The 24,027-nt window shown below is 70.8% G+C and carries 20 protein-coding genes; 9 read left to right on the forward strand and 11 right to left on the reverse strand.

The features are described from left to right. Positions 1 to 39: 39 nt before the first annotated feature. Positions 40 to 639, forward strand: a complete 600-nt coding sequence (locus TNCT6_RS33215; RefSeq protein WP_141365007.1) for a TetR/AcrR family transcriptional regulator — start codon at positions 40 to 42, stop codon at positions 637 to 639. A gap of 47 nt (positions 640 to 686) precedes the next feature. Here TNCT6_RS33215 and TNCT6_RS33220 read toward each other — a convergent pair whose 3' ends face one another. Next, positions 687 to 1,976, reverse strand: coding sequence for a hypothetical protein (locus TNCT6_RS33220; protein WP_141365009.1), 1,290 nt, complete (start codon positions 1,974 to 1,976; stop codon positions 687 to 689). Positions 1,977 to 2,298: 322 nt separating this feature from the next. Between TNCT6_RS33220 and TNCT6_RS33225 the strand changes: the two genes are divergently transcribed. Beyond that, complete coding sequence (locus TNCT6_RS33225) at positions 2,299 to 3,636, forward strand: PP2C family protein-serine/threonine phosphatase (protein WP_141365011.1); 1,338 nt, start codon at positions 2,299 to 2,301, stop codon at positions 3,634 to 3,636. Positions 3,637 to 3,671: 35 nt separating this feature from the next. Here TNCT6_RS33225 and TNCT6_RS33230 read toward each other — a convergent pair whose 3' ends face one another. From TNCT6_RS33230 to TNCT6_RS33250, 5 genes are all read right to left on the reverse strand, one after another. Continuing rightward, the gene (locus TNCT6_RS33230) at positions 3,672 to 4,706 is read right to left on the reverse strand and encodes a LacI family DNA-binding transcriptional regulator (RefSeq protein ID WP_172633131.1); all 1,035 of its coding nucleotides are present in this window, start codon (positions 4,704 to 4,706) and stop codon (positions 3,672 to 3,674) included. A 187-nt stretch (positions 4,707 to 4,893) separates the two neighbouring features. After that, the gene (locus tag TNCT6_RS33235) at positions 4,894 to 5,088 is read right to left on the reverse strand and encodes a ferredoxin (RefSeq protein WP_141365015.1); all 195 of its coding nucleotides are present in this window, start codon (positions 5,086 to 5,088) and stop codon (positions 4,894 to 4,896) included. A 52-nt stretch (positions 5,089 to 5,140) separates the two neighbouring features. Further along, complete coding sequence (locus tag TNCT6_RS33240) at positions 5,141 to 6,376, reverse strand: cytochrome P450 (protein ID WP_141365017.1); 1,236 nt, start codon at positions 6,374 to 6,376, stop codon at positions 5,141 to 5,143. Positions 6,377 to 6,457: 81 nt separating this feature from the next. Further along, positions 6,458 to 7,663 carry an NAD(P)/FAD-dependent oxidoreductase gene (locus TNCT6_RS33245; protein WP_172633132.1) on the reverse strand — a complete coding sequence of 402 codons (1,206 nt, stop codon included), beginning with the start codon at positions 7,661 to 7,663 and terminating at the stop codon, positions 6,458 to 6,460. Between the two features lie 210 nt (positions 7,664 to 7,873). Then, complete coding sequence (locus TNCT6_RS33250; RefSeq protein WP_141365021.1) at positions 7,874 to 8,938, reverse strand: acetamidase/formamidase family protein; 1,065 nt, start codon at positions 8,936 to 8,938, stop codon at positions 7,874 to 7,876. 450 nt (positions 8,939 to 9,388) lie between these two features. On the opposite strand from TNCT6_RS33250, the gene TNCT6_RS33255 reads away from it, so the two are divergent. Then, positions 9,389 to 10,651 carry an MFS transporter gene (locus tag TNCT6_RS33255; protein WP_141365023.1) on the forward strand — a complete coding sequence of 421 codons (1,263 nt, stop codon included), beginning with the start codon at positions 9,389 to 9,391 and terminating at the stop codon, positions 10,649 to 10,651. A 43-nt stretch (positions 10,652 to 10,694) separates the two neighbouring features. On the opposite strand, the gene TNCT6_RS33260 is transcribed toward TNCT6_RS33255, so the two are convergent. The 4 genes from TNCT6_RS33260 to TNCT6_RS33275 form a co-directional block, all read right to left on the reverse strand. Then, positions 10,695 to 11,189 (reverse strand): DUF1097 domain-containing protein, encoded by a 495-nt coding sequence (locus TNCT6_RS33260; RefSeq protein ID WP_141365025.1) that lies wholly within the window; start codon positions 11,187 to 11,189, stop codon positions 10,695 to 10,697. A gap of 84 nt (positions 11,190 to 11,273) precedes the next feature. Continuing rightward, complete coding sequence (locus TNCT6_RS33265) at positions 11,274 to 12,701, reverse strand: DUF1116 domain-containing protein (RefSeq protein ID WP_141365027.1); 1,428 nt, start codon at positions 12,699 to 12,701, stop codon at positions 11,274 to 11,276. Continuing rightward, positions 12,698 to 14,242 (reverse strand): acyl-CoA synthetase FdrA, encoded by a 1,545-nt coding sequence (gene fdrA / locus TNCT6_RS33270; RefSeq protein WP_141365029.1) that lies wholly within the window; start codon positions 14,240 to 14,242, stop codon positions 12,698 to 12,700. The genes TNCT6_RS33265 and fdrA overlap by 4 nt, the downstream gene beginning before the upstream one ends. Continuing rightward, positions 14,239 to 15,171: a DUF2877 domain-containing protein gene (locus TNCT6_RS33275; RefSeq protein WP_172633133.1), complete on the reverse strand. Its 933-nt coding sequence runs from the start codon at positions 15,169 to 15,171 to the stop codon at positions 14,239 to 14,241. The genes fdrA and TNCT6_RS33275 overlap by 4 nt, the downstream gene beginning before the upstream one ends. A 127-nt stretch (positions 15,172 to 15,298) precedes the next feature. Between TNCT6_RS33275 and TNCT6_RS33280 the strand changes: the two genes are divergently transcribed. From TNCT6_RS33280 to TNCT6_RS33290, 3 genes are all read left to right on the forward strand, one after another. After that, positions 15,299 to 16,228: a carbamate kinase gene (locus TNCT6_RS33280; protein ID WP_141365033.1), complete on the forward strand. Its 930-nt coding sequence runs from the start codon at positions 15,299 to 15,301 to the stop codon at positions 16,226 to 16,228. Between the two features lie 97 nt (positions 16,229 to 16,325). Beyond that, the gene (locus tag TNCT6_RS33285) at positions 16,326 to 17,105 is read left to right on the forward strand and encodes an ankyrin repeat domain-containing protein (protein ID WP_141365035.1); all 780 of its coding nucleotides are present in this window, start codon (positions 16,326 to 16,328) and stop codon (positions 17,103 to 17,105) included. 49 nt (positions 17,106 to 17,154) lie between these two features. Beyond that, a complete protein-coding gene (locus tag TNCT6_RS33290) occupies positions 17,155 to 18,372 on the forward strand; it encodes an MFS transporter (protein ID WP_216372823.1) in 1,218 nt (405 codons plus the stop codon). Positions 18,373 to 18,616: 244 nt separating this feature from the next. Here the strand turns inward: TNCT6_RS33290 and TNCT6_RS33295 are convergent, their stop codons facing one another. After that, on the reverse strand, positions 18,617 to 20,086 hold the full coding sequence (locus tag TNCT6_RS33295; protein ID WP_141365037.1) for an MFS transporter: 1,470 nt from the start codon (positions 20,084 to 20,086) through the stop codon (positions 18,617 to 18,619). 398 nt (positions 20,087 to 20,484) lie between these two features. Here TNCT6_RS33295 and TNCT6_RS33300 point away from each other — a divergent pair, with 398 nt between their 5' ends. The 3 genes from TNCT6_RS33300 (at position 20,485) to TNCT6_RS33310 (ending at position 24,007) form a co-directional block, all read left to right on the forward strand. Beyond that, on the forward strand, positions 20,485 to 20,709 hold the full coding sequence (locus tag TNCT6_RS33300) for a hypothetical protein (RefSeq protein ID WP_141365039.1): 225 nt from the start codon (positions 20,485 to 20,487) through the stop codon (positions 20,707 to 20,709). 415 nt (positions 20,710 to 21,124) lie between these two features. Continuing rightward, a complete protein-coding gene (locus TNCT6_RS33305) occupies positions 21,125 to 22,336 on the forward strand; it encodes an NADP-dependent malic enzyme (protein ID WP_141365041.1) in 1,212 nt (403 codons plus the stop codon). Positions 22,337 to 22,591: 255 nt separating this feature from the next. Beyond that, the gene (locus TNCT6_RS33310; RefSeq protein WP_216372824.1) at positions 22,592 to 24,007 is read left to right on the forward strand and encodes an MFS transporter; all 1,416 of its coding nucleotides are present in this window, start codon (positions 22,592 to 22,594) and stop codon (positions 24,005 to 24,007) included. Positions 24,008 to 24,027 lie beyond the last annotated feature (20 nt).

The following is a 24,027-nucleotide window of genomic DNA, read 5'->3' on the forward strand; positions in this document are numbered from 1 at the left end:
TGGTTCGAGTCTCATGAGCGTCTCGGCTACTGTCAAGGGATGGCCCGCCGAAAAAATCAGGACGAACGCCGCGCCCACCTCATCCAGGCGGTCATCGACACGACCGCCGAGACCGGGCTCCGCTCCCTCTCACTCGCGGACGTGGCACGCAAGGCGGGGCTGACTCGAGGGGCCGTCCTGTACTACTACGACGACCTCGACGAGCTGTTGAGCGAGGCCTATCGCGCGGGCATGGAACGCTTCTGCGACCGGCGGGACGCGCTGCGGGACACGATCGAGAACCCGGCGCGACTCCTGGGGGAGACGATCCGCGCCGGTCTCCCGACGGGACCGGACGACGCGCTGATGCGCCTGCTGTACGAGTTCGACGTGCTGGCCGAGAGTTCTCCGCTGCACACCAAGCTGGTCGAGTCGATGTACGAGCGGCAACTGGCCACGTACCGGACCGTGCTGGAGCATGGCGTCGGCGCCGGGGCCTTCAAGCTCATCCTGGACACGTCGACGGCGGCCCTGAACCTGGTGGCGCTGGAGGACGCCTACGGGCTGCACATCGTGGCCGGCAACCGTCAGATCAGCGTGCAGCGGGCCGTCGAGGCGATGTTCGACGCCGCGCGGGCGTTCGGCGCACCGGCTGCGTGAACGCCTCGTTCACTGTTGCGCGCCACTTCGTTGATGGGCCTTGGCCGTCATCCGGAAGGCGGTGTGGGGCGGGTGAGGTCCTCCATGGCGGGTGCTCCGGTGATGGCGGTCAGGGCGCGCTGTAGAGCGTTCGCCAGGTGGCCGGCCTGTTCGCGGGTGTACCAGGCGCGGGGTCGGACGAGGTCCAGGCAGAGCGCCTTGTCGTGACGGCTGACGAAGAGGGTGGGGACGGGGCCGGGCGGGATGGTGAGGACGTGCGGGCGCGTGGCGGTCAGGCCGGGCGGCAGCGCGGGCGGAGTGCTGTAACGCGCGACGTTGCTGACGGCGAGGGTGACGGCCGCGGAGGCCAGCCGGCTCAGCATGTGCGCGGTGGCCAGGTACTCCAGTTCCGCGTGGCCGGCGTCCAGGGCCGCTTGCAGTCGGCGGCCGATCTCTGCGGCGATGGCGCCGAGGCCGGTCTCGGGGCCGACGGTGACTGTGGCGGAGGCGGTGGAGGCGGCGAAGGCGAACTCGTCCGCCGGCAGCGGAGGACGCAGTCGTGGCCGCAGGTCGACGGGGATGAGACAGGTCTGTTGTTGATGGCCGTCCACGGGGGAGAGGAGGCCGCGGACAGCGGTCATGGCGAGGGCGCAGAGCAGAGTGGTGGCGCTCGCGCCGCGCAGGCGCGCATCTCGGGCCAGGGTCTCCGTCTGCTGAGCGGACAGGATGAACCGGTGGCGGTGGGCTCCGTCGGCCGGTCCCGGTCCGCCGTCGCGGGCGGCCCGCGGAGCGAGGGCGGCCGGGTGTGATGCGTCCAGCCGTGCCGACCACTGTGCGGCGTAGGCGGTGACGTCGGCGGGACTGTGCCGGGCGAGCAGGCGCTCCTCGACGGGCGCGGGCAGCCCGGCGGCGTCGGCAGCCGACGCCTCGCCGGCTCCCGTGGCCAGTTCCCGGTGGATCCGCCACAACCGCCGGTGCAGCGCCGGCATGCAGGCACCGTCGCTGACAGCGTGCCAGGCCATCAAGGTCAGCGTGTGCCGGCGGGGGCCGTCACGGTGAAGAAGGACGCGCAGCACCCGGTCGCCCGGCCGGAGGAAGCGAGCATCGTGCGGGGCCCATCCGTCGGACGCGAAGCTCAGGCCGACAGGCTCATCAGCGGCGTCGCATCGCAGGACGAGACCGCCGGGTCCTTCGACGATGCGAGCCGACAGGACCGGCATCCGGTGGGACAGCCGCTGGACGGCCTCGTTCAACAACTCGGTGTCCAGGTCCCCGTGGAGTGTCCAGCCGACGACGGTGGGACTGCCGGTCGCGGCCATCGCCGCCTCGCTGGGCGCCAGTACACGCTGCAGACTCAACTCCGCCCCTCCCGTGGACTCACTCGCGCACCGGGCAGGCCGCGCACCGGCCCGCGGAAGCACAGTCGACCACGGGCCTCACTCAAGCGGCAGGGGTCACGACCCGCGCACAGGTGCGCACCGCGGGGAGCCTTCAGAGCCGTGCGGGTGTGGCATGCCGCCTTCGGAGTAATGGGCGGTATGGGTAGTTGCATCGTGTCAGGCTGTGGTCTTCCTTGATCGCGGTCGTGTCGGGAGGCCGGGTGTACCGGGACGACATCGGCCGCCTGGACCTGGACAGGAAGGCCGCCGAGCTGGTGTTCAAGACCTCAACCAGGCGCTCATGACGGCCGGGCACGGGGACGAGCCGCAGCGGCCCGGGATCCCTGATGCCGGGCAGCGCCTGAACGAGGAACTGGACCGGATCAGCGAGCGGCTCCAGGAGCTGGCCGCGGCCAAGGACCGGCTTCAGGGCCTGCTGCACGCGGTGCTGGCGATCAGCCGGGAGCTGGATCTGTCGTCCGTGCTGTACCGCATCGTCACCACCGCGAGGGACCTGGTCGGCGCCCGCTACGGTGCCCTGGGGGTGCTGCACGAGTCCGGCGAGTACCTGGAAGCGTTCATCACCGCCGGACTGTCCGAGGAGGAGCGCGCCGCGCTGGCCGAGGTGGAGTTCCCCCACGGCCGCGGAGTGCTCGGGCTCCTGATCCACCACCCCGAACCGCTGCGCGTCACCGACATCGCGTCCCACGCGGCCTCCGTCGGGTTCCCGCCCGGCCACCCCCGCATGCGCACCCTGCTCGGGGTGGCCATCAGCGTCCGCGGCGAGATCTACGGCGACCTCTACCTCTCCGAACGCCACGACGGCCGCCCCTTCGACCGTGCGGACGAGGAAGTCCTCGTCGCCCTCTCCAGCGCCGCGGGCATCGCGATCGAGAACGCCCGCCTGTTCGGCCAGATCCGCGACAGCGCCGAGACCTTCCAGCGCCTGCTCCTGCCCACCCTCCCGGACCTGCGGCCCTTCACCGCCGCCGCGATCTACCAGCCCGCCGCCGAGCCCAACCGTCTGGGTGGGGACTGGTACGACGCGGTCATCCTGCCCGACGGCGCCCTCGGCGTCGTGATCGGAGACGTCGTCGGCCACGACCTCCACGCGGCCGGCGCCATGGCCCAGACCCGCAGCATGCTCCGCGCCCTGCTCTACGACCGCCGCACCCCGGCCAGCGGCATCCTCCGCCAGCTCGACATCACCCTGCACGCCACCACCGAGAACCCCGTCACCACCGCTCTGCTGGCCCGTATCGAACCCGATGGGCACGGTGGCTGGACGCTGCACTGGAGCACCGCCGGCCACCTTCCCCCACTGCTGATCACCCCCGACCGGCGGGCCGAGTACCTGCACGCCGACCCGGGCGTCCCGCTCGGCGTCAGCACCGACCAGGTCCGCCCCGACCACACCCGGGCTCTGCCCGCCGGGGCCGTGGTGATCTTCTTCACCGACGGACTCGTCGAACACCCCGAACACTCCATCGACGAGGGGCTGGACGCCCTGGCCGCACTCGCCACCACGTACGCGGACCAGCCGTTGCAGGACTTCGTGCGTACGCTCGCCGACCACCACCCCAGCGACGGCCACGACGACATGGCCATCCTCGCCCTGCGCACCCCGCCCCCCGCATGACCCGGCCGCGCCGGCGCCCACCCGCGAAGGGTGCGTCAGTGCGGCGTGGACCGGGCCGCCGGCGCGCTGCCGGTCGACTCCCTGATCTCCAGCCGGGTCGGCAGCACCAACGGCCGCCCCGCGACCGCGTCCGGCCGGTCCATGGCCTTGCGCAACTCCCGCGCGCCGAGGCTGCCCAGTTCGAACGAGGGGAGTTGCACCGTGGTCAGGGACGGTTGCACGATCCGGGACATCGGCTGGTCGTCGGCGCCGGCCACGGACACCTCCTCCGGAACCCCGACCCCGAGGTCACGCAGCGCCGCCAGCGCGCCGAACGCCTGCAGGTCGGAGCCGCACACCAGCGCGGTCACTCCGGAGTCGCGCCAGGAGGGCCAGTTGCCCGCCACGCTGTCGTAGGCCGCCGTCACATCGATGGGGGAGCGCGCCACCACGACGCCCACCTGCTCCGACGCCTTCCGGGCCTCGCCGGTGAACGCCCTGCGGCGCGCCTCCAGGGTCCGGGTCCGGGTGTCGATGTCGAGGTAGGCGAACCTCCGGTGGCCGAGGCCCGTCAGATGGCGGGCGAGTTCCCTGGCGCTGCCGCCGACGTCCAGGTTCACGCGCGGCAGGTCCTTCTGCCGCCCAGGGGAGTCGAGGATCACCACCGGGCACGACGGGTTCAGGGACGTCACCAGGTCGCTTTCGACCGTGGAGATGATCAGGCCGTCCACGCCCAGGTCGAGCAGCCGCTGGACGCTCTCCCGGCTGACCGTCTGGCCCAGGGCGGTGACCACGGTGAGGACCTGGTACTCCGGGCTCAGTTCGCTCAGCAGGCCCATCTGCACACTGCTGAAGAACGGGGTCGCGACATCGGGCGCGACGTAACCGACGATGCCGGTCCGGCCGGTGGCGAGGCTGCGGCCCCGGCGGTCGATACGGTATCCGAGCCGCTGCGCGGCCGCGTGGACCCTGTCCCGGGTGGCCTGGTTCGCCCTCCCGGAGTCCTTCCCGTTCAGGACCAGCGACACGATGGACACCGACACCCCCGCCTCGGCGGCGACATCGGCGCCCGTAACCCGGCGGCGTGCCACGAGTGTCACTCCCTTCCCGCCGGAGGCCGGCGACCAGCCCCTGCGAGCGCCGCGGCCCGGTCCGACCGGGCTCGCCAGCGTCGATGATACGTTCCGCGGATCCGGCGCCGGGGCCCGGTGAGCACCGCACGCCCGGCGGCGGCCGGGACCGGCCGCCGTCCGACGTGTGCGCACACGAGGACCGGGGTCAGTCCACGATCCTCAGGGCCCGCTCCGGGCAGGCCTCGACGGAGTTCCGGGCCTCCTCCAGCAGTTCGGCCGGGATCTCGTCGACCAGGGCGACGGCGATGCCGTCCTCCCGGAGGTCGTAGATCTTCGGCCAGCCGAAGTAGCACAGACCGTGTCCCTTGCAGAGGGCTTCGTCGACCTGCAGGCGTGGCATGGGTCCTCCTCCTACTGACTGCTGACGTGCTGTTGAGCTGCTGGCTGAGGGGTCAGCGCACGGCCACGCGGACCGACTCCATGCCCCAGATGACGAACGCGGAGTTGCGGCGCGGCTCCTCGACGAGCTCGAGGTCCGGGCACAGGTCCCGGATCGAGGTGAAGGTCTCCTCCAACTCGATGCGGGCCAGCGGGGCGCCCAGGCAGGCGTGCACACCGCCGCCGAAGTTGACGTGGCGGGAGGCGTTCACGCGGCCGACGTCCAGCACCTCCGGGTCGGTGAACAGGCGCGGGTCGCGGTTGGCCGCGCCGTACAGCATCGCGATCTTCGAGCCGAAGGGGATCTTCCGGTCGGCGATCTCGACGTCGTCGGCCAGCACCCAGCGCTCGAACAGCTGCAACGGGGGATCCCAGCGGATGACCTCCTCCACCGCCTGCCGCGGGGCCACCTCCTGCGAGGTCACCCGCGCCCACTGGCCGGGGTGGCGCAGCAGGGCGGTCATGCCGTTGCCGGTGGTGTTGACCGTGGCCTCGTGACCGGCGTTCAGCAGGACGATCACCGTGGACACGATCTCGTCGTCGGTGAGCTTCCTGCCCTCCTCGGTCTCGGCCTGGACCAGTGCGCTCACCAGGGCGTCGTCGGGCTGCCGGCGGCGCAGCGCGATGAGTTCGCGGACGTAGGCGATGAAGGCCGCGGCCGAGTCGTTGGCCCGCTTCGCCTGCTCCTCGGTGGTGTCGAGCTCGTACATCTTCACCATCGCGTGCGCCCAGTCCAGGAACAGCGGGGCCTGCTCCTGGTCGGCTCCGAGCAGTTCGCAGACGATCGACACCGAGTACGGCATCGCGTAGTCGTGCAGCAGGTCGAACTCGCCCTGCTCGACGAGGTCCGAGAGCAGTTTCCGGGAGCGGGCGCGGACCGCGTCACGCATCTGCGTCACACGGCGCGGGGTGAAGGCGGAGGACACCAGCGAGCGGATCCGGGTGTGGTCCGGCTGTTCGAGGTCCAGCAGGCTCCACTTCTCGGCCTGCCAGAAGTCGGCCCACCGGGCGTCGCGCGGCGCGACCCCCATCGCCTCGGGGGTGTACTTGTGGCCGAAGGTCCGGGTGAGACGGGCGTCCCGCTGGCACGCGAACACGTCCTCGTGGCGCGTCACGAGCCAGAGTCCCAGCGACTCCGCTCTGACGACGGGGGTGTTCTCCCGCAGGTGGTTCAGAACCGGGTAGGGATCCTTCAGGAACTCGGGGTCGGTCGGATCGAAAATCTGCGCGTCCTGCTGCGAACTGCCCATGGTTCTTCCTTTCAACGTCAACGCTCGCCGGTGCGCCGGTGCACCGAACACGGCTCCTCGGACGGCCTGCCGGCAGGCCGCTCAGCCGTTGGGCGGCCCCAGCCGCTCGCACTCCTCCGAGATCCTTCTGCGCGAGAGCATCGCGTCCCTCGGGCGGTTGACCGTCGTCGCACCGGTCAGCCGGTCGCCCAGCCGGTGCGTGACGAACAGGGCGCCGTCGCCGTCGTGTTCGACCTCGCTGCGCCCGCCCGCGAGGATGCGGCCGACGTGCTGGATCTTCATGCCCAGCTGGTCGGACCAGAAGTACGGCACATGCGTGAACGGGGTCCGGGCTGCGCCCTGCCCGCGCAGCTCGCCCAGCAGGTTCGCGGCGGCCGTCGCACCCTGCTCGCGGGCGGTGCTCCAGTGCTCGACACGCATCCGGGCGCCGAAGGCGGGGTTGTGCCAGCGCGCCGCGTCACCGGCGGCGTAGACCAGATCCGCCGAGGTCCGGCAGTAGGCGTCGGCCTCGATGCCGTCGCCCAGTTCCAGGCCGGATCCGGCCAGCCATCCGGTGGCCGGGCGCACCCCCACACCGGCGACGACGATGTCCGCCTCGATCGCCCGGCCGTCGTCCAGGACGACGGTGGAGACCCGCCCGTCGCCCCTGACCTCCGCGACCGAACGCGACGTCAGCAAAGTGACTCCGCCGTCCCGGTGGGCGGCGCACACCCGCTGGGCGGCCACCTCGCCGATCGCCGGGGCGAGCGGCAGCGGAAGCAGCTCGACGACGGTGACGTCGAGCCCCAGCCGGACGGCGGTCGCGGCCACCTCCAGGCCGATGAAGCCGGCGCCGACGAGCACGATCGACCGGGCGGTCCGCAGCGATCCGCGCAGTACGAGCGCGTCCTCGAGGGTGCGCAGCCGGCGCACCCGGGCCTGCTCGTCCGGGAACGGCAGGGGCCTGGACTCCGTCCCCGGGGCCAGGACGACCCCGGACGCCCGCAGCTCCGAACCGTCGCTCAGCCGCAGCACCCGCTGCCCGGAGTCCAGCTCGGTCACCGACGCGCCCAGCGAGAGGGTGATCCCCAGCCGGGACCAGTCCGCGGTCGACTGGAACTGAAGCGCCGGGAGGTCGAGCCCGCCCTGGAGGACCTGCTTGGACAACGGCGGCCGGTCGTAGGGGAGTTGTGCCTCCGACTCGATCAGCCGGATCTCCCCGTCATAGCCCTTGGTCCGCAGCGCCTGTGCGGCCGCGGTGCCGGCGACGGAGCCGCCCACGACGCATATGCCCGGCCGATCACCCACGTGTTGCTCCAACTCACCGGCCGACAAGCGCTCGACCGGCATTCCGTGACCCGCCGGGCAGCACTGGACAGACTTCTGACAAATGAGTGGGGCAACGAGCGGAGAAGACGCCCCGGCTCATGCCCCCACGGGGAACCTACGTCCCGGCGGCACGTTTAGTCAATCGTTTGACTTGCGTGTCCGCGACGCGGGGCAGGACCTGTGGGATGCTCACCGCATCTCACGGACGACGCTCTTGCTCAGCACGAAGTGCGCACCCTTCACACCGTTGACCACCTGCGTCACCCTGAGGTCGCCGGCCACGCTGAGCAGGGAGTAGGACTCCCGCTGGGACAGCCCCCACCGGCGCCCCATCTCGTAGACGGTCTCCGCGGCGGCGATGCGGACCGCTTCGTCAAGGTTCTCGTGGAAGCCGTGCACCATCACCTCCGTGTCGGTCTCCAGCAGCGGTGTGCGGATGCGCAGGTTCTTGTGCAGGACGAACTGGAGCATCACGTTCAGATGCCCCTCGATCGCGGTTCCCGAGATCTCGCCGTCGCCTTCGGCGAAGTGGGTGTCGCCGGCCCAGAACAGCGCCGACGGAACCTGGACGGGATAGAACATTCGGGTGCCCGGTACGAAGCTGCGGTTGTCGACGTTGCCGCCGAACTCTCCCGGCGGCACCGTGTGGATCCGGCCGCTCTGCGCCGGCGCCACCCCGGCGGTGCCCATGTGGGGGCGCAACGGCACGCTGACGCCGCGCAGCGCGGACTGGCGGGCGACGGTGTGCGGCTCGATGAACGTGCCGGGGTACGGCGACTCGTCGGCGTAGGGGTACGCGTACTGGAACAGGCCCTTGGCGGTGCCCTGTTGCCAGTCGGCCTCGTAGACCACCACGTGCTGGTGGGACTCCAGATCCGTGGTCGTGGCGTGGCCGAGCGGGGCGCGCACCGGTCCGTACAGCAGTCCCCAGTTGGCCTGGAAGTTGACGCCGTAGGGCAGACGCGGCTCCGCCTGGAGGAAGCGGCACTCCAGGACGTCCCCGGGCTCGGCGCCGACGACGGCGATGGGGCCGGTGACGATGTGCGGTCCAGGGCCCCGGTCGTTCTTGTCGATGTTCTCGTACACCTCTCGTACGCCGTCGTCCATCATGAGGTCGGGTGCCTCGCCGGCGTGGTGGGTCAGGCACTCCATCGCCACGACGTCGCCGGACCGGATCGTCAGCGCCGGTTCAAGTGCGTTGTCGAAATAGCCCCATTGGCAGGTCTCGGGGGTGGCGGTCAGCTTGTGGTACACGCAGGTCTCCCGTCATCCGGTGGTGTGGCACTCGTACGAGGAAACTGGTGTTGCTGCCTGCTGGCCGCCGTCCATACCAGGACGGCGGGGGACCCTCGCGCTCTCCGTGGCCCCGAGCGTGGCCCATCTGGCTGTCGTGGTCGTGTACTTGGCGCACGGATGGCAATCGCCGTGTCGACCTCCGCAGTATTGCATACGATATGCTGTAGACCATAGAGCCTTGCGGTGGGCCGCGCGGGTGCGCCCGAGGTCACGGGCCTCGGCGGGCGTGGAGCAATTGGTATACCATTTCTGTCGTGGCTGTGACTTCGAGGCGGAGAACGTCCCCGACGCACCGGCGTGGGCCCCCGAGCGCAAGCTCCTGATGCGCGGTGGCGAGGTCGTCGCCCGCGATGGTCACGTCCTGCTCCGGACCCGTCCCGCAACACCTTCACCCGAAAGGTTCTCCACGTGCCGTCGGCGTCAGACGCCTCCAGTCACCGGCCGGGCCTGCGCGGCGCGTTGGACTCCCTGCGGGGAAACCGGCCCTTCCAGTGGCTGTGGTTCTCCAACGTGTTCTTCTTCGGCGGAGTGTGGACCCAGACCCTGGTACTCGGCTGGCTCGCGTTCGAGTTGACGCACTCCGAGTTCCTTGTCGCGGTGTTCACCGCCGCGCGCCTGGCGCCGATGTTCCTCGGTCCGGTGGCCGGCGCGTTCGCCGACCGGCACAACCGCGTCCGGCTGCTCGTCGTCGCCTGCGCCTGGGCCACGGGCGCGGGCACCGCGGTGGCGGCACTGGCCACGGCGGACCTGCTGCCGTACTGGGTACTGGTGGTCGGCGGCCTGGCCCTCGGCCTCGCCCAGTCCCCGTCGCAGCCGGCCCGGGCCTCGGTGGTGCTCGAACTCGTGGGGCAGGAGAAACTCTCCAACGCCAACGCGCTCAACGCCATGGCGATGAACATGACGCAGGTGATCGGGCCGGGGCTCGGCGGAGCCATGATCGCGGCGATGGGCGCTCCGGCCGCGCTGTGGGTCTCGACCGCCTGGTACGGGCTCTCACTCGTGCTGCTGCTGCCTCTCCGCGGGTACGGGAAGGTCGTCCACGACCAGGCGCAGTCGGTGCGGGCGATGGTCGTCGGCGGACTGCGGATCATCGCGCGCAGCCGGCTCGCGGTGGCGGTGCTCGTCGTCACCCTGGCGGCGAACACCCTGTTGTGGCCGGTGTACCAGGCCTTCATGCCGGTCTTCGCCGAGGAGTCACTCGGGCTCGACGCCGCGGGACTCGGCGCTCTGCTGACGTGCGGCGGTGTCGGGGGACTGGTCGGTTCACTCGTCATCGCCGGTATGGGTGACTTCCCTTACAAGGGTGGGGTGTTCGTCTTCGGCACCACGGCCTGGGCCGCCCTGTGGGCGGTGTTCGCCCTGTCCCGCACGGTGTCGTTGTCGTTCGCACTCATGTGCGTCATCGGCCTCACCAGCGCGGCCTTCGGGGTGCTGCAGACCACCCTGTTGCTGCTGACCACCGACCCGGCCGTCCACGGCCGGGCGCTGGGACTCCAGGAACTCTGCATCGGCGTCATGCCTGTTGCCACCCTTGTCCTCGGCGCGACGGCGGAGCGGGCAGGGGTGGCCAGGACGGTGTTCTGCGCGGCTCTCCTCCTTGTCTGCGGGCTCGGGGTTCTGGCGCTGCGCGTGCCGGCGCTGCTGACGTTCAGCGGCCGCCGTACTCCATGACGCGTGCGGCGGCACGGAGGCCGCGGAAGCCGGAGACGCCGCTTCAGCTCTCCTGGCCGACGGGTTCGGCGTCGGTGCCGGGCTTCCAGCGCGCGAAGATCGTGCTGCCGCCCCAGTCGCAGACCAGGCCGAGCAGGACACCCACCGCCAGGGAGGCCAGCAGTACCACCCAGTCGTTGTCCTTGATGGCGAAGAGCGAGTAGCAGCCCACGAAGGTGCCCGGGACGAACGACGTCCACTTGAACCGTCCGAGCAGCACGATGCACATGACGAAGAAGCCCACGGAGACCGCGAAGGCGGAGTTGGCGCTGCCCAGCAGGTCCGCGCCCTGGAGCATCAGCCAGGCGCACCCCACGCCGGCGAACGAGGACGACACGGTGAGCGCCGCCCCGGGAACCAGGCGTATACCGCAGGCGAAGTACGCCGTGCAGCCGGCGAAGCCCGCCCATGCCGAAAGGTCCATCAGGCCCGCGAATCCGCCCCAGAGACCGCAGAGCAGGCCGGTGAACGCCGCCGTGGCAAGCCGGTAGAAGTTCAAACCATTCTCCCCTGAGATGGTGTGAAGGAAGGCGGCGGACCGCCCCGGTGACCGCCGGGCGGTCCGGGGCGGTCCGCCGCGGGGTCAGGCGAGCTTCTCGGCGAGGGCGAGAGCCGCCTTCTCGAAGACCTCGGCGGGCGGGTAGGTGATCCCGGCGCCGATCATGCCGATGCCCGGCTCCTTGTGCGCGATGGCGGTGTTGATGACGGGCAGGATGCCGGTGTCGAGCACCTTGCGGACGTCGATCCCGGTCGGCAGGCCCTGGAAGCCGAGCGAGGGGATCGTGATGTTCGGGTTCTGCGCGGTGGTGATCTCGCCCATGTCCCGCGTGTAGGCGACGGCCTCCTCGACGGTGCCGCCCACGAGCGCCACGATCGCGGGCGCCGCGGCCATGGCGAAGCCGCCGAAGCCGTACGTCTCACTGATGGCGCTGTCACCGATGTCGAGCCCGGAGTCCTCGGGCTTGTAGCCGGCGAACATGGGGCCGATGACCTTCTGCGCCGGGCCGGTCAGCCAGTGGTTGCCCGGCAGCCCGCTGACCCGGATCCCGAACTCGACACCGTTGCGGGCCATCGTCGTCACGATCGTCGAGCCCTCGATGCCGTGCGCGGCGTCCAGCGCCGCCTTGGCCATGGCCAGCCAGGTCGGCCCGGAGAAGTAGTCGGAGCTGGCGATGAAGTCGAAGACCTCCTTCTTCTGCTCGGTCGTGAAACCCGTCTGCAGCAGCGAGGGGGCGAGCGCCTGCAGGAGCAGCAGGGTGCCCGCGATGTTGCGGTTGTGCGCCTCGTCGCCCATGTGCAGCGCCTGGGCCAGCAGCAGGCGCAGGTCGATCGGTCCGCCGATCTCCATGGCCTCCTTCAGCATGGGACCGAGGACGTCCCGCATCCAGACCAGCCGGTCGATGACGCTCTGGTCGTTGGCGCCCATGCGAAGGATCTTCGCCATCTGCTCGGACAGGTTGGTGTAGGCGTAGTTGCCGTGCGTCTCGTTGTGCAGGATGTGCATGTACATCGACGCCGAGGTGACCCCCGCCATGGAACCCACGCAGTCGTGCTCGTGGCACGGCGAGAAGGTGATGGCGCCGGAGGCGGCGACCTTCTCGGCCTCGGCGAGGTCGGCGGCGAGGCCCTCGAAGACGATCGCGCCGAGCACGGCGCCCTTCATCGGGCCGGACATCCGCTCCCAGGTGATGGGCGGTCCGGCATGGATGATCGTGGTCGGGGTCATGCCGGGGACGACGTCGATCGCCCGGCCGAAGCCCACCAGCATGGGCTTGGCGCTGGTGATCCGCTCGATCGCCTCGGCGTTGGCCGCCTCGATCCGCGCGGCGATGTCCGGCCGGGCCAGAAGGTCGAGCGCGGCGATCACCTCGGGGTCGCCGCCGCCCGGGGGCGTCCAGTCGAGGGTGGTGACCTTCGCGCCCTGGGCGGAGATGTCGTCGTCGAACATCGCCAGGCCGACGTTGACGACGTTCAGCTCGCCGTCGAAGAGCTGGGTGGTGGGGCTGGTCATGCGCGGGTTCCCTCCCGGACGATGGCGCGGGCGTACTGCCCGGTTTCGGTGCTGCTGCGGGTGACGGTGACCCCCGCGGACTCGAGCGCGGCGACCTGCTCGGCCAGCGACGGCTTGTCGAGGTCGGTACCGAGGACGTAGCCGACGATCTCCAGATGACGTCCGGTCGCGGCGGCGATGCTCTTCGCCTCGGCGATCGCCGGCAGCGTGACCCCGACCGGGTCCTCGTGCGCGCCGAACCCGAGGACGAAGTCCATGACGATGACGCCGACCGTCGGGTCCTGCGCCTCCCGCACCAGGCGCTCCAGCCGCGGGGACGGGTCGATCATCGGGTGCGGACGGCCGTTGGTGAACTCGTCGTCACCGAAGTCGAGGAAGGTGTGGCCCCGGCTGGCGTCCGCGGCGTGCAGGACGTGGGCGGGGTCCTTCTGGATGTTGCTCCAGACCTCCTCCCCGGCGTCGAGCAGCGCGTACATCGACTCGTCGCACAGGGTGCCGCCGCAGAACAGCCCGCGGACGTGGCGCTGTTCTGCGTTCAGCTGGGCGCGCACGGCCTCGACGCGGTCGGCGTCGAGACCCGGAACGGCCGACTCCGGGTCGCTGGTCAGGCGTACGGCCTGGACGGCGGCGTCCTGGCTGCTCGCGGCGAAGTGTCCGCCGGCCTCGGTGACGGCCTGCTCGGATCCGCCGATGAAGTACACGACGACGGGCTTGCCCGCGGTGGCGATCTCGGCGAGGACCTTCCGCTCGACCTCCGGGGCGGGCGGCTTGGAGACGAGCAGGATCGCCTCCGTCCGCGGGTCGGCGGCCAGGGCGCGGATGCCGTCGATCATCATGACGCCACCGACCTCGGCGCTCAGATCGCGTCCGCCGGTGCCGATGAGCTGCGAGACTCCGCCGCCGAGGGCGTGGACGCGCACGCTGACTTCCTGCGAGCCGGTGCCGGAGGCCGCGACGATGCCGATCGATCCGGGACGGACCGCGTTGGCGAAGCAGAGACCGACGTTGTTGATGATCGCGGTTCCGCAGTCCGGACCCATCATCAGCAGGCCCTTGTCATGGGCGAGCGTCTTCAGCGCGATCTCGTCGGCGAGTGCGACGTTGTCGCTGAACATCAGGACGTGCAGGTCGTTCTCCAGCGCCTTGCGGGCCTCGCGGGCCGCGTACGCGCCGTTGACGGCGATGACCGCGAGGTTCGCCGTCGGGTCCGCCTGGGCCGCGGAGGCGATGGTGCGGTGGACGATCTTCGCCTCGCCGCCGGCCGGCGCCTTGCGCACCAGGAGCTCCTCGACCCCGGCGATGACGGTGTCGGCGTCGACGCCGTCGGCCGTCACGATGACGATCATGAGGTCGCCGTTGCCCGCCCCCTCGACCTCCGGCGTGAGGAGGTCGAGGTTCTTCAGCACTCCCTTGTTCATCTCGGTGGCCATCGCGACGAAGGCCTGGTCGACGCCCTCGAACTGGTTCGCCTTCGTCGAGATCGACATCAGGGACACCGAGTCGAAATAGGTGTTCTTCTTGACCACTGCTGTGACGTTCACATGGAACCTCTCAGTTCTGCTTCCAGGCGGAGTCCGGTCAGCAGGCCGGACAGGAGGTCGGTCCCGGAGGTGTGGCCGATGCCGAGCACACGGCAGACCGGGACTCGAAGGTGCTCGGCCTGCTGCGCGGCGTCCCGTCCGTCCGGGACGAGGAGACGGTGCAGAAGGTCGAGCAGGCTCTGGCGGGCACGCCCCCGGAGGGCCTCGCGCAGTGTGATGCGGCTCAGCGGCGTCGTACGGTCCGGGTGACGGTCCAGCACACCGCGGACGGCCTCGACGTACGCGGACAGACGGCTGCCCGGCTGGGCCGCCGGCAGAGCCATCCCGGTCAGGAAGTCGTCACCGGCCGGGGTGAGCCCCGGCCCGAGGCCGAGCAGCTGCGTGATCGCCGACGCCATGCCCGGGAGGTCTCCGGCCCGCACGGCCCGTTCCAGCGCGTTGCGTCCCCGGCGCAGCCGGGCGCCGATCTCGGTGTCGAAGACGTTCACCGGTCCTCGCGGGGTGAGCATGCCCCCGGCCACTCCGTGCGCGTGCAGCAGCTCCGCCAGCACCCGTGCCCGGGCGAGCAGCTCCTGCGTACCGAGTCCCAGCACGATCGATTCGGCATACCATGTGTCGGACTCGTTGAGTGTCACGGAGTGTTTCGCCGGCTCCCCGAAGGTGATCGCATCGGCGGTCAGTGTGACGTGGTCGCCCACGGTGAGGCGCCAGGCCGACCACTCCGCGAGGTCGACACGGATGCTCCAGGGTGCGTCGTCGAGAATGCGCGCGCATAGCGTGATGAGTTCATTGTCGCAGGTCAGCAGGTTTACGGCGCGACCGAAGATGGACTCCACGCGTGCTGTGAGGGGGCCGGGCCGCAGACGCGCGGCCAGCTCTTCGTCGATGGAGAGCGCCGGAGCCGAGGTCGGCAGAGCGGGCGATGTCATGACCTCTCCCCATCGTGCGGGCGTTTCCAGCCGAGGAACCCTGTCGCCAAAAAGGTATACCATCTGGTCTTGCTGTGGAACGTTGGGCATGTTGTCCGCCCAGCGAGTCAAGGAGAGGGGAACGAGCATGCGAGTCGTCGTGGCACTGGGTGGGAACGCCCTGGCGCGTCGTGGAGAGCCGATGACGGCCGACCGGCTGCGCACCAATGTGAAGTCGACCTGCGAGGCCCTGGCGGGCCTCGCCCGCGAGCACGAGGTCGTCATCACACACGGGAACGGGCCGCAGGTCGGCCTGCTCGCGCTGCAGAACCTGGCCTACCAGGACGTCGCCGCCTACCCCCTGGACATCCTGGGGGCGGAGACGCAGGGCATGATCGGCTATGTCATCCAGCAGGAACTGTCCAACGCGCTCGCCGGCGAGCGCGAGGTGGCGGCCGTGCTCACCACGACGGTGGTCGACGAGGAAGACCCGGCTTTCGAGCGGCCGACCAAGCTCATCGGCCCGACCTACTCGGCCCAGGACGCTGCCGAGGCGGCCGCGGAGTACCGGTGGACGATCGCGCGTGACGGCGGTTCCTTCCGCCGTGTCGTGCCCTCGCCCAACCCGCTCCGGGTGGTCCAGGCGCCGGTCGTGCGCCTGCTGTTGGAGAACCAGCGGCTCGTGGTCTGCGTCGGCGGCGGTGGGGTGCCGGTGAGGATCGACGGCAAGGGCCGCGAGATCGGCATGCAGGCCGTGGTCGACAAGGACCTCGCCAGCGCGGCGCTGGCCGCCGAACTGGAGGCCGACACCCTCGTCATGCTGACGGACGGTGACTACGTCAGCGAGAACTGGGGCACCCCGCAGCAGCGGGACATCAAGACCGCGTCCGCCGAAGCCATTTCCCAACTCCCCTTCGCCGAGGGGTCGATGCAGCCCAAGATCGACGCCGCGATCCACGTCGCGAGGGCCGGCGGACGTGCCCTCATCGGGCCGTTGGACCGGCTCGACGACCTGCTGGCCCGCAAGGTCGGCACCGAGATCCGCGCGGACGTCGACGCCGGCATCGTCTACGTGTGACGGGGGCCGATCCTGCGGCCGCAGCGGTTCCCCGGCCGGCGACGGGCCGTGTGCGGGGACCGCTGTCCCATTGGCAAAGGAAACGGAGGGCCCGCACATGGCCGACACTCCACGCGACAAGATCTCCTCGGCCGGCCGGTGGACGGCCCGGGCGCTGGCGGCGGGCGCCGCGGCGCTGACCCTTGCCGCCTGCTCGGCGACAACGGACTCCGTGCCGCCGAGCAGTACCTCGACGCCTCCGGCGCCGGCCCCGGCGACGAGCCGGTCACCCAGCACCGTGAGCAGTGAGGAAGCGACCGCGCAGCTCCTCGCGGCAGTGGGAGACAACAACACGAGCTCCGCGGCCAGGGCCATCAGGGCCGGCGCGAACCTCGAAGCGCGCGACGGCCAGGGACGGACGCCGCTTGTCGTGGCCACCAAGGCCAACCACGTCAAGGTGGCCCGCCTGCTGCTGGAGTCCGGCGCGGATCCCAACGCGAAGGACAAGATCCAGGACTCCGCCTTCCTGTACGCCGGCGCGGAGGGACTCGACGAGATCCTCAAACTCACCCTCGAGCACGGTGCGGACGTGCGCAGCACCAATCGCTACGGCGGGACCGCTCTGATCCCCGCCAGCGAACACGGACACGTCGAGACCGTCCGGATCCTGCTGGCGGCCGGTGTGCCCGTCAACCACGTCAACAACCTGTCGTGGACCGCCCTGCACGAAGCGATCGTGCTCGGAAACGGCTCCCGGGACCACGTCACGGTGGTCAGGCTGCTCCTCGCGGCGGGCGCGGACCCGTCGATCCCCGACAAACAGGGAGTCCTGCCCCGCGACCTCGCGGCACGGCGCGGCTACCAGGAGATCGTGAAGGAGATCGACCGGGCGTCCTGACAAGGGGAGGCAGCGTGAACGGCAGTGCGAACGGCCTACCATCTACGGAATGTTGAAGCAACAAGGTGACGGTCCCGCCTGCCGGGAAGAGGTACCGGTGTGGCGCGTGCCGGGGATGCGACCCCTGCTGGCCTCGACGGCGCTGGGCTTCGCCGGCCTGGCGTTGCTGATGCCGGTCGCCCCCTTGTGGGCCCTCGAGGGCGGGGCGGACGAACTGGGCGCGGGCCTGGTCAACACCGTGCTGATGCTCTTCACGGTGATCGCCCAGCTGCTGGTCGGGCGGATCCTCCAACGCCTCGGCTGGCAGAGGTCACTGGCCCTCGGCTCGTGCCTGCTCGGACTCCCCGCCCTCGGGCATCTGGCCACCAGCCAGGCGGCAGCCGTCATGGGCCTCGCGGCGGTGCGGGGCCTCGGGTTCGGGATCCTCACCGTGTGCGGTGCCACCGGAGTGGCCGCGCTCGTCGAACCCGCCCGCCGCGGCCGGGCGGTCGGCGCCTACGGGCTCGCCATCGCGGCCCCTCAGTGCCTGCTCATCCCGGTCGCGCCCTGGCTGGCCGAACGCGTCGGATTCTGGCTGGTGTTCACGTGCGCGGCCGTGCCGCTGCTCGCCATCCCGCTGGCACCGCGCGTGGCTCGCGCCCTGCACGACAGCGGCGACATATCCACCGCCCCCGCCGAAGCGCGGGACACGAGCCGGCTGCGCCGCGTCCTGATCGGTCCGATCGCGGCGCTGCTCGCCATCACCGCGGCCGGCGGCGCCATCCTCACCTTCACCCCCCGCCTGCTGTCCGACCCGGTCGCCGTCTACCTCGCGCTCCTGGCGTTCACCGCTACGGCCGCGCTGAGCCGATGGGGGTTCGGACACGTCGCGGACCGCAGGGGCGCCGCCCCGGCGATCGCCCCGCTGCTGATCGCCGGCGCTGCCGGGCTCGCCGTGATCGGCGCGGGCACGGCAGGCCGGGCCGGTGCGGCCGGGCCGGTTCTGGTCGTGGCCGGCATGCTCGTCGTGGGCGTCGCCTACGGCGGCCTGCAGAACCTGACGCTGGTGCAGGCCTTCGCCGCCGCCGGAGAGCGGGCCCGCTCCTCCGTCAGCGTCGCCTGGAACGTCGGCTTCGACGCCGGTACCGGGCTCGGCGCCTTCGCCGCGGGAGCGGTCGTCACCGTGAGTTCCTACACGGTCGCGTACGCGGTTCTCGCCGCCGCCACCGCTCTTGTGGGCGCCTGCTGGGCGGGCGCGTGGTGGCGGAGCCGCGGCGCGGGACGCTGAGCCTCGTCCCGAACGGCTCGACGGCCCGACGCTCTCACGCGACGGAGAGCCGGGGGCGACGTGCCCGGCCTTACGCGGCGGGAACCTCGGTCGGCGTGCGGCGGGAATCTCGGTCGGTGTGCCCGGCCTTACGCGGCGGGAACCTCGGTCGGCGTGCGGTGGGAATCTCGGTCGGCGTGGCCTGCCTTACGTGGCGGGAACCTCGGTCGGCGTGCGGTGGGAATCTCGGTCGGCGTGGCCTGCCTTACGTGGCGGGAACCTCGGTCGGCGCGCCCGGCCTCGTGCGGCGGGACGACCTGGTGCCCGCCAGGGTGGCCGTAGCGGCGGCCGCCAGCAGCAGCACGGCCAGGGGAACCCAGATCGCCGTGGTGAAGCCGTGCACCGCAGCGGCCCGTGTGCCGCCGTGAAACGCCGCGGCGGCACTGGCGGCCACGGTGTTGAAGGCGGCCGAGCCGATGGAACCCCCCATCTGCTGAGCGGAGTTGACCGAGGCCGAGGCGATCCCCGAGTCCTGGGCCGGCACGTCGGCGGTGGCGCTGGTCATGATGGCCAGGAAGCTGCCGCCGTTGCCGACGCTGAACGTGACCAGCGCGGGGAGGACGTTCGCGGCGTAACTGGAGTCCGGCGTCAGCAGCGTGAACTGGAACAGCCCGCAGGCGGCGAGGGAAAGGCCCGCCGTCATCATGACGCGGGGGCCGAGCCTGGGCAGCAGGCGCGTGCCGAGCTGGGTGGCGGTCGCGGTGGTGACGACGCTGATCGGCAGGAAGCCCAGTCCGCTCGCCATCGCGGACCAGTCCAGCACGGTCTGCAAGTAGTAGGTGAGGAAGAGCGAGACGGACAGCTGCGCCATCATCAGGGCGCCACCGGCCAGCAGCGCGGCGACGCGGCGGCGGTCGCGCAGCAGCCGCGGCGGCAGCAGCGGGGTGGCGGCACGGGTCTGCCACCAGGCGAACGCCATGAGCAGCGCCATTCCCCCGGCCAGTGCCCCGAGCACGGACGGCGAGGTCCAGCCCTGGGCCTCGGCCCGGCTGCAGCCGTACACCACGGTCGTCAGCCCGCCACAGCCCAGTACGGCCCCGGCGACATCCACACGTCCGGACGGGCGCCGCGCCCGGTCGCGGGGTGTCCATATGCTGCCGAGCAGCGCCAGAAGGGCGATGGGCACATTGACCAGCAGGCACCAGCGCCAGCCCGCCCACTGGGTGAGCAGCCCGCCGAGCACCACTCCGAGGGAGCCTCCGGCGCCGCCGAGAGCGCCGAAGACGGCGATGGCCTTACGACGCTCACGCGGGTCGGTGAAGGTGGTGGCGACCAGGGCGAGCGCCGAGGCGGCGAGCAGGGCCGCGAAGGCGCCTTGCACGGCCCGAGCGGCGAACAGGACCTGAGCGGTGGGCGCGACGCCTCCGGCGGCCGAGGCCAGCGCGAAGCCCAGCAGCCCCGACATGAACACCCGCTTGCGCCCCGCGTGGTCGGCGATGCGCCCGGCGAGCAGGAGCAGCCCGCCGAACGCGACGGTGTACGAGGTGACCACCCACGGCCGGTCCCCGTCCGCCATCCCCAACTGCCTCTGCATGGACGGCAGCGCCACGTTCACGATGGTGCTGTCCAGCAGGATCATCAACTGCGCTAGTCCGAGGACGCACAGCGCCCACCAGCGCCGGGGGTCGGGAAGCTGTGGCTGAGGAACGGGGATGGGGGTCGGTGTGGGCCGCATACCTTTCTGTATACCAAAAAAGCAGAATGGGATACCAAACGGAGCGGTGTGAGTCCGGTGGCGAGGGCGTCCAGGCCGCGGCGGACTTCGAGGATCTCGCCGTCGTGGGCGTCGTCGGGCCGTTCGGTCGGCTCGCTCCAGGAGGGAAGTCGCCGGCCGGCGGGTCAGTGTCCACCGGTGATCTGTTCCTGTGGCTACCCGCTGACAGCGTCGACCGGAGAGGCCCGCTCAATTTTCTCCCTCCCACCCCTTCTCGAAGTCATCAGATGACTGCTAATTATGTCACCAGAGGCCCGGTAGTGGGCCTCGTCACAGCCCGACCCCTCACGCCCCCCGGGTTGTCCCATGCCTCGGCTCCTCTCCGAGGCCTGAGCGTCCTCTGAAGGAGGTCGGCTCCTATGCACAGATCGGATCCTGTCAACCCGGACACCGGCGACATGTCCGCCAACTCGGCCGGCGCTGCGGCGGTTGATGTGGTGGACGACGGTTCGTCTCCAGCGGGTTCGGCGGTCGGCCGGGCGCTGGGCTCGATCGGTTTCAAGCGGCACCGGCATCTGCGAGGCGGTCCTCAACGGCGCCGCGCCGGACGCCACGGCATCGGCACCGGAGTACACCTGCCCTGACCCGGGGCGGACCCAGCGGGCACCGACCCGCATGGGCCGGGCGGCGGTCCGGGGGGACGGATCAACGCCGCCCGACCCGGTGAACGGATCTCATGGCGGCGGCCCGCCCGCCGCCATGAGACCACACGCATGGCGAACGGACGCCGCGAGGCATCACCCACCCACACTGCGGCCAGTACAACTCGCTGATCCCGCACGGCCGTCACCACCACTGACCGGGCCGTGCCGCGGACCCCTGACCGGCCGGCGGTCACCAGCGGGTTTCTCCAGGCCTCCACCGCGGCCGAGCGGCCCGTCTCCCGAGGCCACCTCGACGTCAGGCGTCACCGCCAACCACATCGCACCACAACCCGAGTCGTCAGGGGACCCACGGCGGAATGTCGCCATGACGACTGCGACAAAGGAGCAGAAAACAGTGTCAGCGGATACCGTGAATCCTCTCAACGACGGCGACGTCGCAGGGAGCGAAGCACAACTCATCGATGCGGCCCTCGCGTTGCACCGCGGCGGAAAGATGGCCGTCGAACCGACCGTGCCGGTGCGGGACAAGGACGACCTGTCCCTGGCCTACACACCGGGCGTGGCCAAGGTGTGCTCCGCGATCGCGGAACAGCCCGAGCTCGTCCACGATTACACCTGGAAGTCCCAAGTGGTGGCGGTGGTCACGGACGGCAGCGCGGTGCTCGGGCTCGGCGACATCGGGCCGGAGGCTTCGCTGCCAGTGATGGAGGGCAAGTCCATCCTCTTCAGGCAGTTCGGCGGGGTGAACGCGGTGCCCATCGCGCTGGACTGCCGGGAGGCCGACGAGATCGTCGAGACCGTCGCCCGGCTCGCGCCGTCCTTCGGCGGGGTGAACCTGGAGGACATCTCCGCCCCCCGCTGCTTCGAGATCGAGCGCAGGCTTCAGGAACGCCTGGACATTCCGATCTTTCACGACGACCAGCACGGCACGGCGGTCGTCACGCTCGCCGCACTCCGCAACGCGGCGAAGCTGACGGGGCGTTCGCTCGGCGAGCTGCGAGCCGTGATCTCCGGTGCGGGCGCGGCAGGAGTCGCCATCGCCAAGATCCTGGTCGAGGCCGGCATCGGCGATGTCGCGGTGTGCGACCGCAAGGGCATCATCGGCCACGACCGCGAGGACCTGACCGACGTCAAGCGCGAGATGGCGGGTCTCACCAACAAGGCGGGACTGTCCGGCCCCCTGGCGAACGCACTCAAGGGCGCCGATGTCTTCATCGGCGTCTCGGGCGGCACCGTGCCCGAGCCCGCGGTCGCGTCGATGGCGAAGGACTGCCTGATCTTCGCCATGGCCAACCCGGACCCGGAGATCCACCCGGCTGTGGCGCACCGGTACGCCGCCGTGGTGGCCACCGGCCGCAGCGACTTCCCGAACCAGATCAACAACGTGCTGGCCTTCCCGGGCATCTTCGCGGGCGCCCTTCAGGTGCGCGCCTCGCGGATCACCGAGGGGATGAAGCTGGCGGCAGCCGAGGCGCTGGCCGCGGTCGTGGCCGACGAACTGAGCGCGGACAAGGTGATCCCGTCGCCGTTCGACGAGCGGGTCGCGCCGGCGGTCACCGCGGCGGTCGCCGGGGCGGCCCGCGCGGAGGGCGTCGCCAGGAGGTAGGCCTCCGGCCCGACGAACCACCACTTCAGCTCCACCCCACCAGCCCCACCACATCGGTTCCACACAAACGCACAGGCAGGACAACTGTCCTGGCGTCCGGACGCTACGGCACCTCAGGGCGGTCACGCCGACCGCGGACCACCCGCCGAAGCCCCTCATCGCGAACACGTCGATCAGAACGCTGCTAGCCCTCATCATCCCGACGCCGTGATCCACACCGCGCCGGGGTTTGGCCCGACCTTCACGGAGCCTCACATGAGCATGGAAAGCTACGACACCACGGCACCCTCGCAGGGGGGCCTCTCCGCGGTGATGGAACGCATCGGCTGGACCCGCGCCCACTGGGCAGTGGTGATCATGGTCCTCGCCGGGATGTTCTTCGACGCGCTGGAGCAGGACACCACCGGGGCGATCACCGAAGGCCTCAAGGCCAGTTTCGGGATGGACACGTCCGATCTGGCGTTCCTGAACACCATCATGATCATCGGCGGTCTCGTCGGCCGGCTCGGCACCGGATACCTCGCCGACCGCAAGGGCCGGCGGTACGCGCTCTCGTTCAACCTGTTGCTGTACACCCTCGGCGGACTCCTCAGCGCCGCGGCGCCGAACCAGTTCCTGCTCGAGGTGTCACGGTTCATCGTGGGGATCGGACTCGGTGGCGAGTTCACCGTCGGCCTGGCGCTCGTGGCCGAGATGGTCTCCACGAAGTACCGGGGCACGGTGGCCGCGTCGCTGAACATCGGCTCCGGCGGCGTGGGCAACTTCGTCGCCTTCGGCCTCTTCCTGGTCGTCCTCGGCCCCCTCAACGACACGCTCGGCGGCACCTCGATGAGCTGGCGCTGGCTCTACGTGCTTCTCGCCGTGCCCGCGCTGCTGGTCGTCTTCATCCGCAGATACATGCCCGAGTCCCCGCGGTTCCTGCTGTCGAAGGGCCGAGTGGACGAGGCCAACGCGGCCCTGACCGTCATGGCCTCGGGCCGGCTGACCCGCACGCCGCAGGGCCCTCCGACGCCGTACCTCACCGAGGCGGACGTCCCGGACGTCGTCGGCGAGTCGGTGCCGCTCAAGTCGTTGCTCTCCAGCACCTCGCTGAAGCGCACCGCCGCGATCGGGGCCGCGTCCTGGATGTCCTTCGGCGGCCAGATCACCCTGCTCGTGCTGATGCCCACGATCCTGGTCTCCCAGGGCTACAGCATCAGCGACAGCCTGGCGTTCACGATGACGATGAACTTCGGCAGCCTGCTCGGTGCCTGTGCCGCGGCCTACTTCGCGCAGCGGCTCGGCCGGCGGACCACGGTCATCGGGGCCGCCGTACTCGGCTGCGCGGCAGCCGTGGCGTTCGCGCTCTTCGCGAAGGGCGTCGCGCTGATCCTGATCCTCGGGGCCACCTTCCAGTTCTTCGCGCTGCTGCTCAACAGCACGCTCGCGGCCTGGTCGCCCGAGGTCTACCCGACCGAGGTCCGCGCACTGGGCACCTCGATCGTCAACGGCATCGGCAACGTCTCCGGCGCGGTGATGCCCCTGATCGCGGTTCCGGTCCTCCACGCCTACGGCATGTCCGGCGTCTTCCTGATGCTCGCCTCGATGTACGTCGTGCTGGCGATCTCGGCCCGGTTCGCACCGGAGACGTACCGGCTGTCGCTGGAGCAGATCAACCGCAGCCAGGTCTGACCCATGTGAGCCCACCGCGC

Source organism: Streptomyces sp. 6-11-2 (assembly GCF_006540305.1).
Lineage (GTDB): Bacteria > Actinomycetota > Actinomycetes > Streptomycetales > Streptomycetaceae > Streptomyces.

What these genes read in the sequence shown, in the direction of transcription:
- TNCT6_RS33215 (WP_141365007.1), top strand. Translation starts at nt 40, where the DNA reads ATGGCCCGCCGAAAAAATCAGGACGAACGCCGCGCCCACCTCATCCAG.
- TNCT6_RS33225 (WP_141365011.1), top strand. Translation starts at nt 2,299, where the DNA reads ATGACGGCCGGGCACGGGGACGAGCCGCAGCGGCCCGGGATCCCTGAT.
- TNCT6_RS33235 (WP_141365015.1), bottom strand. Translation starts at nt 5,088, where the DNA reads ATGCCACGCCTGCAGGTCGACGAAGCCCTCTGCAAGGGACACGGTCTG.
- TNCT6_RS33240 (WP_141365017.1), bottom strand. Translation starts at nt 6,376, where the DNA reads ATGGGCAGTTCGCAGCAGGACGCGCAGATTTTCGATCCGACCGACCCC.
- TNCT6_RS33265 (WP_141365027.1), bottom strand. Translation starts at nt 12,701, where the DNA reads ATGACCAGCCCCACCACCCAGCTCTTCGACGGCGAGCTGAACGTCGTC.
- TNCT6_RS33275 (WP_172633133.1), bottom strand. Translation starts at nt 15,171, where the DNA reads ATGACATCGCCCGCTCTGCCGACCTCGGCTCCGGCGCTCTCCATCGAC.
- TNCT6_RS33280 (WP_141365033.1), top strand. Translation starts at nt 15,299, where the DNA reads ATGCGAGTCGTCGTGGCACTGGGTGGGAACGCCCTGGCGCGTCGTGGA.
- TNCT6_RS33285 (WP_141365035.1), top strand. Translation starts at nt 16,326, where the DNA reads ATGGCCGACACTCCACGCGACAAGATCTCCTCGGCCGGCCGGTGGACG.
- TNCT6_RS33290 (WP_216372823.1), top strand. Translation starts at nt 17,155, where the DNA reads ATGTTGAAGCAACAAGGTGACGGTCCCGCCTGCCGGGAAGAGGTACCG.
- TNCT6_RS33295 (WP_141365037.1), bottom strand. Translation starts at nt 20,086, where the DNA reads ATGCGGCCCACACCGACCCCCATCCCCGTTCCTCAGCCACAGCTTCCC.
- TNCT6_RS33300 (WP_141365039.1), top strand. Translation starts at nt 20,485, where the DNA reads ATGCACAGATCGGATCCTGTCAACCCGGACACCGGCGACATGTCCGCC.
- TNCT6_RS33310 (WP_216372824.1), top strand. Translation starts at nt 22,592, where the DNA reads ATGAGCATGGAAAGCTACGACACCACGGCACCCTCGCAGGGGGGCCTC.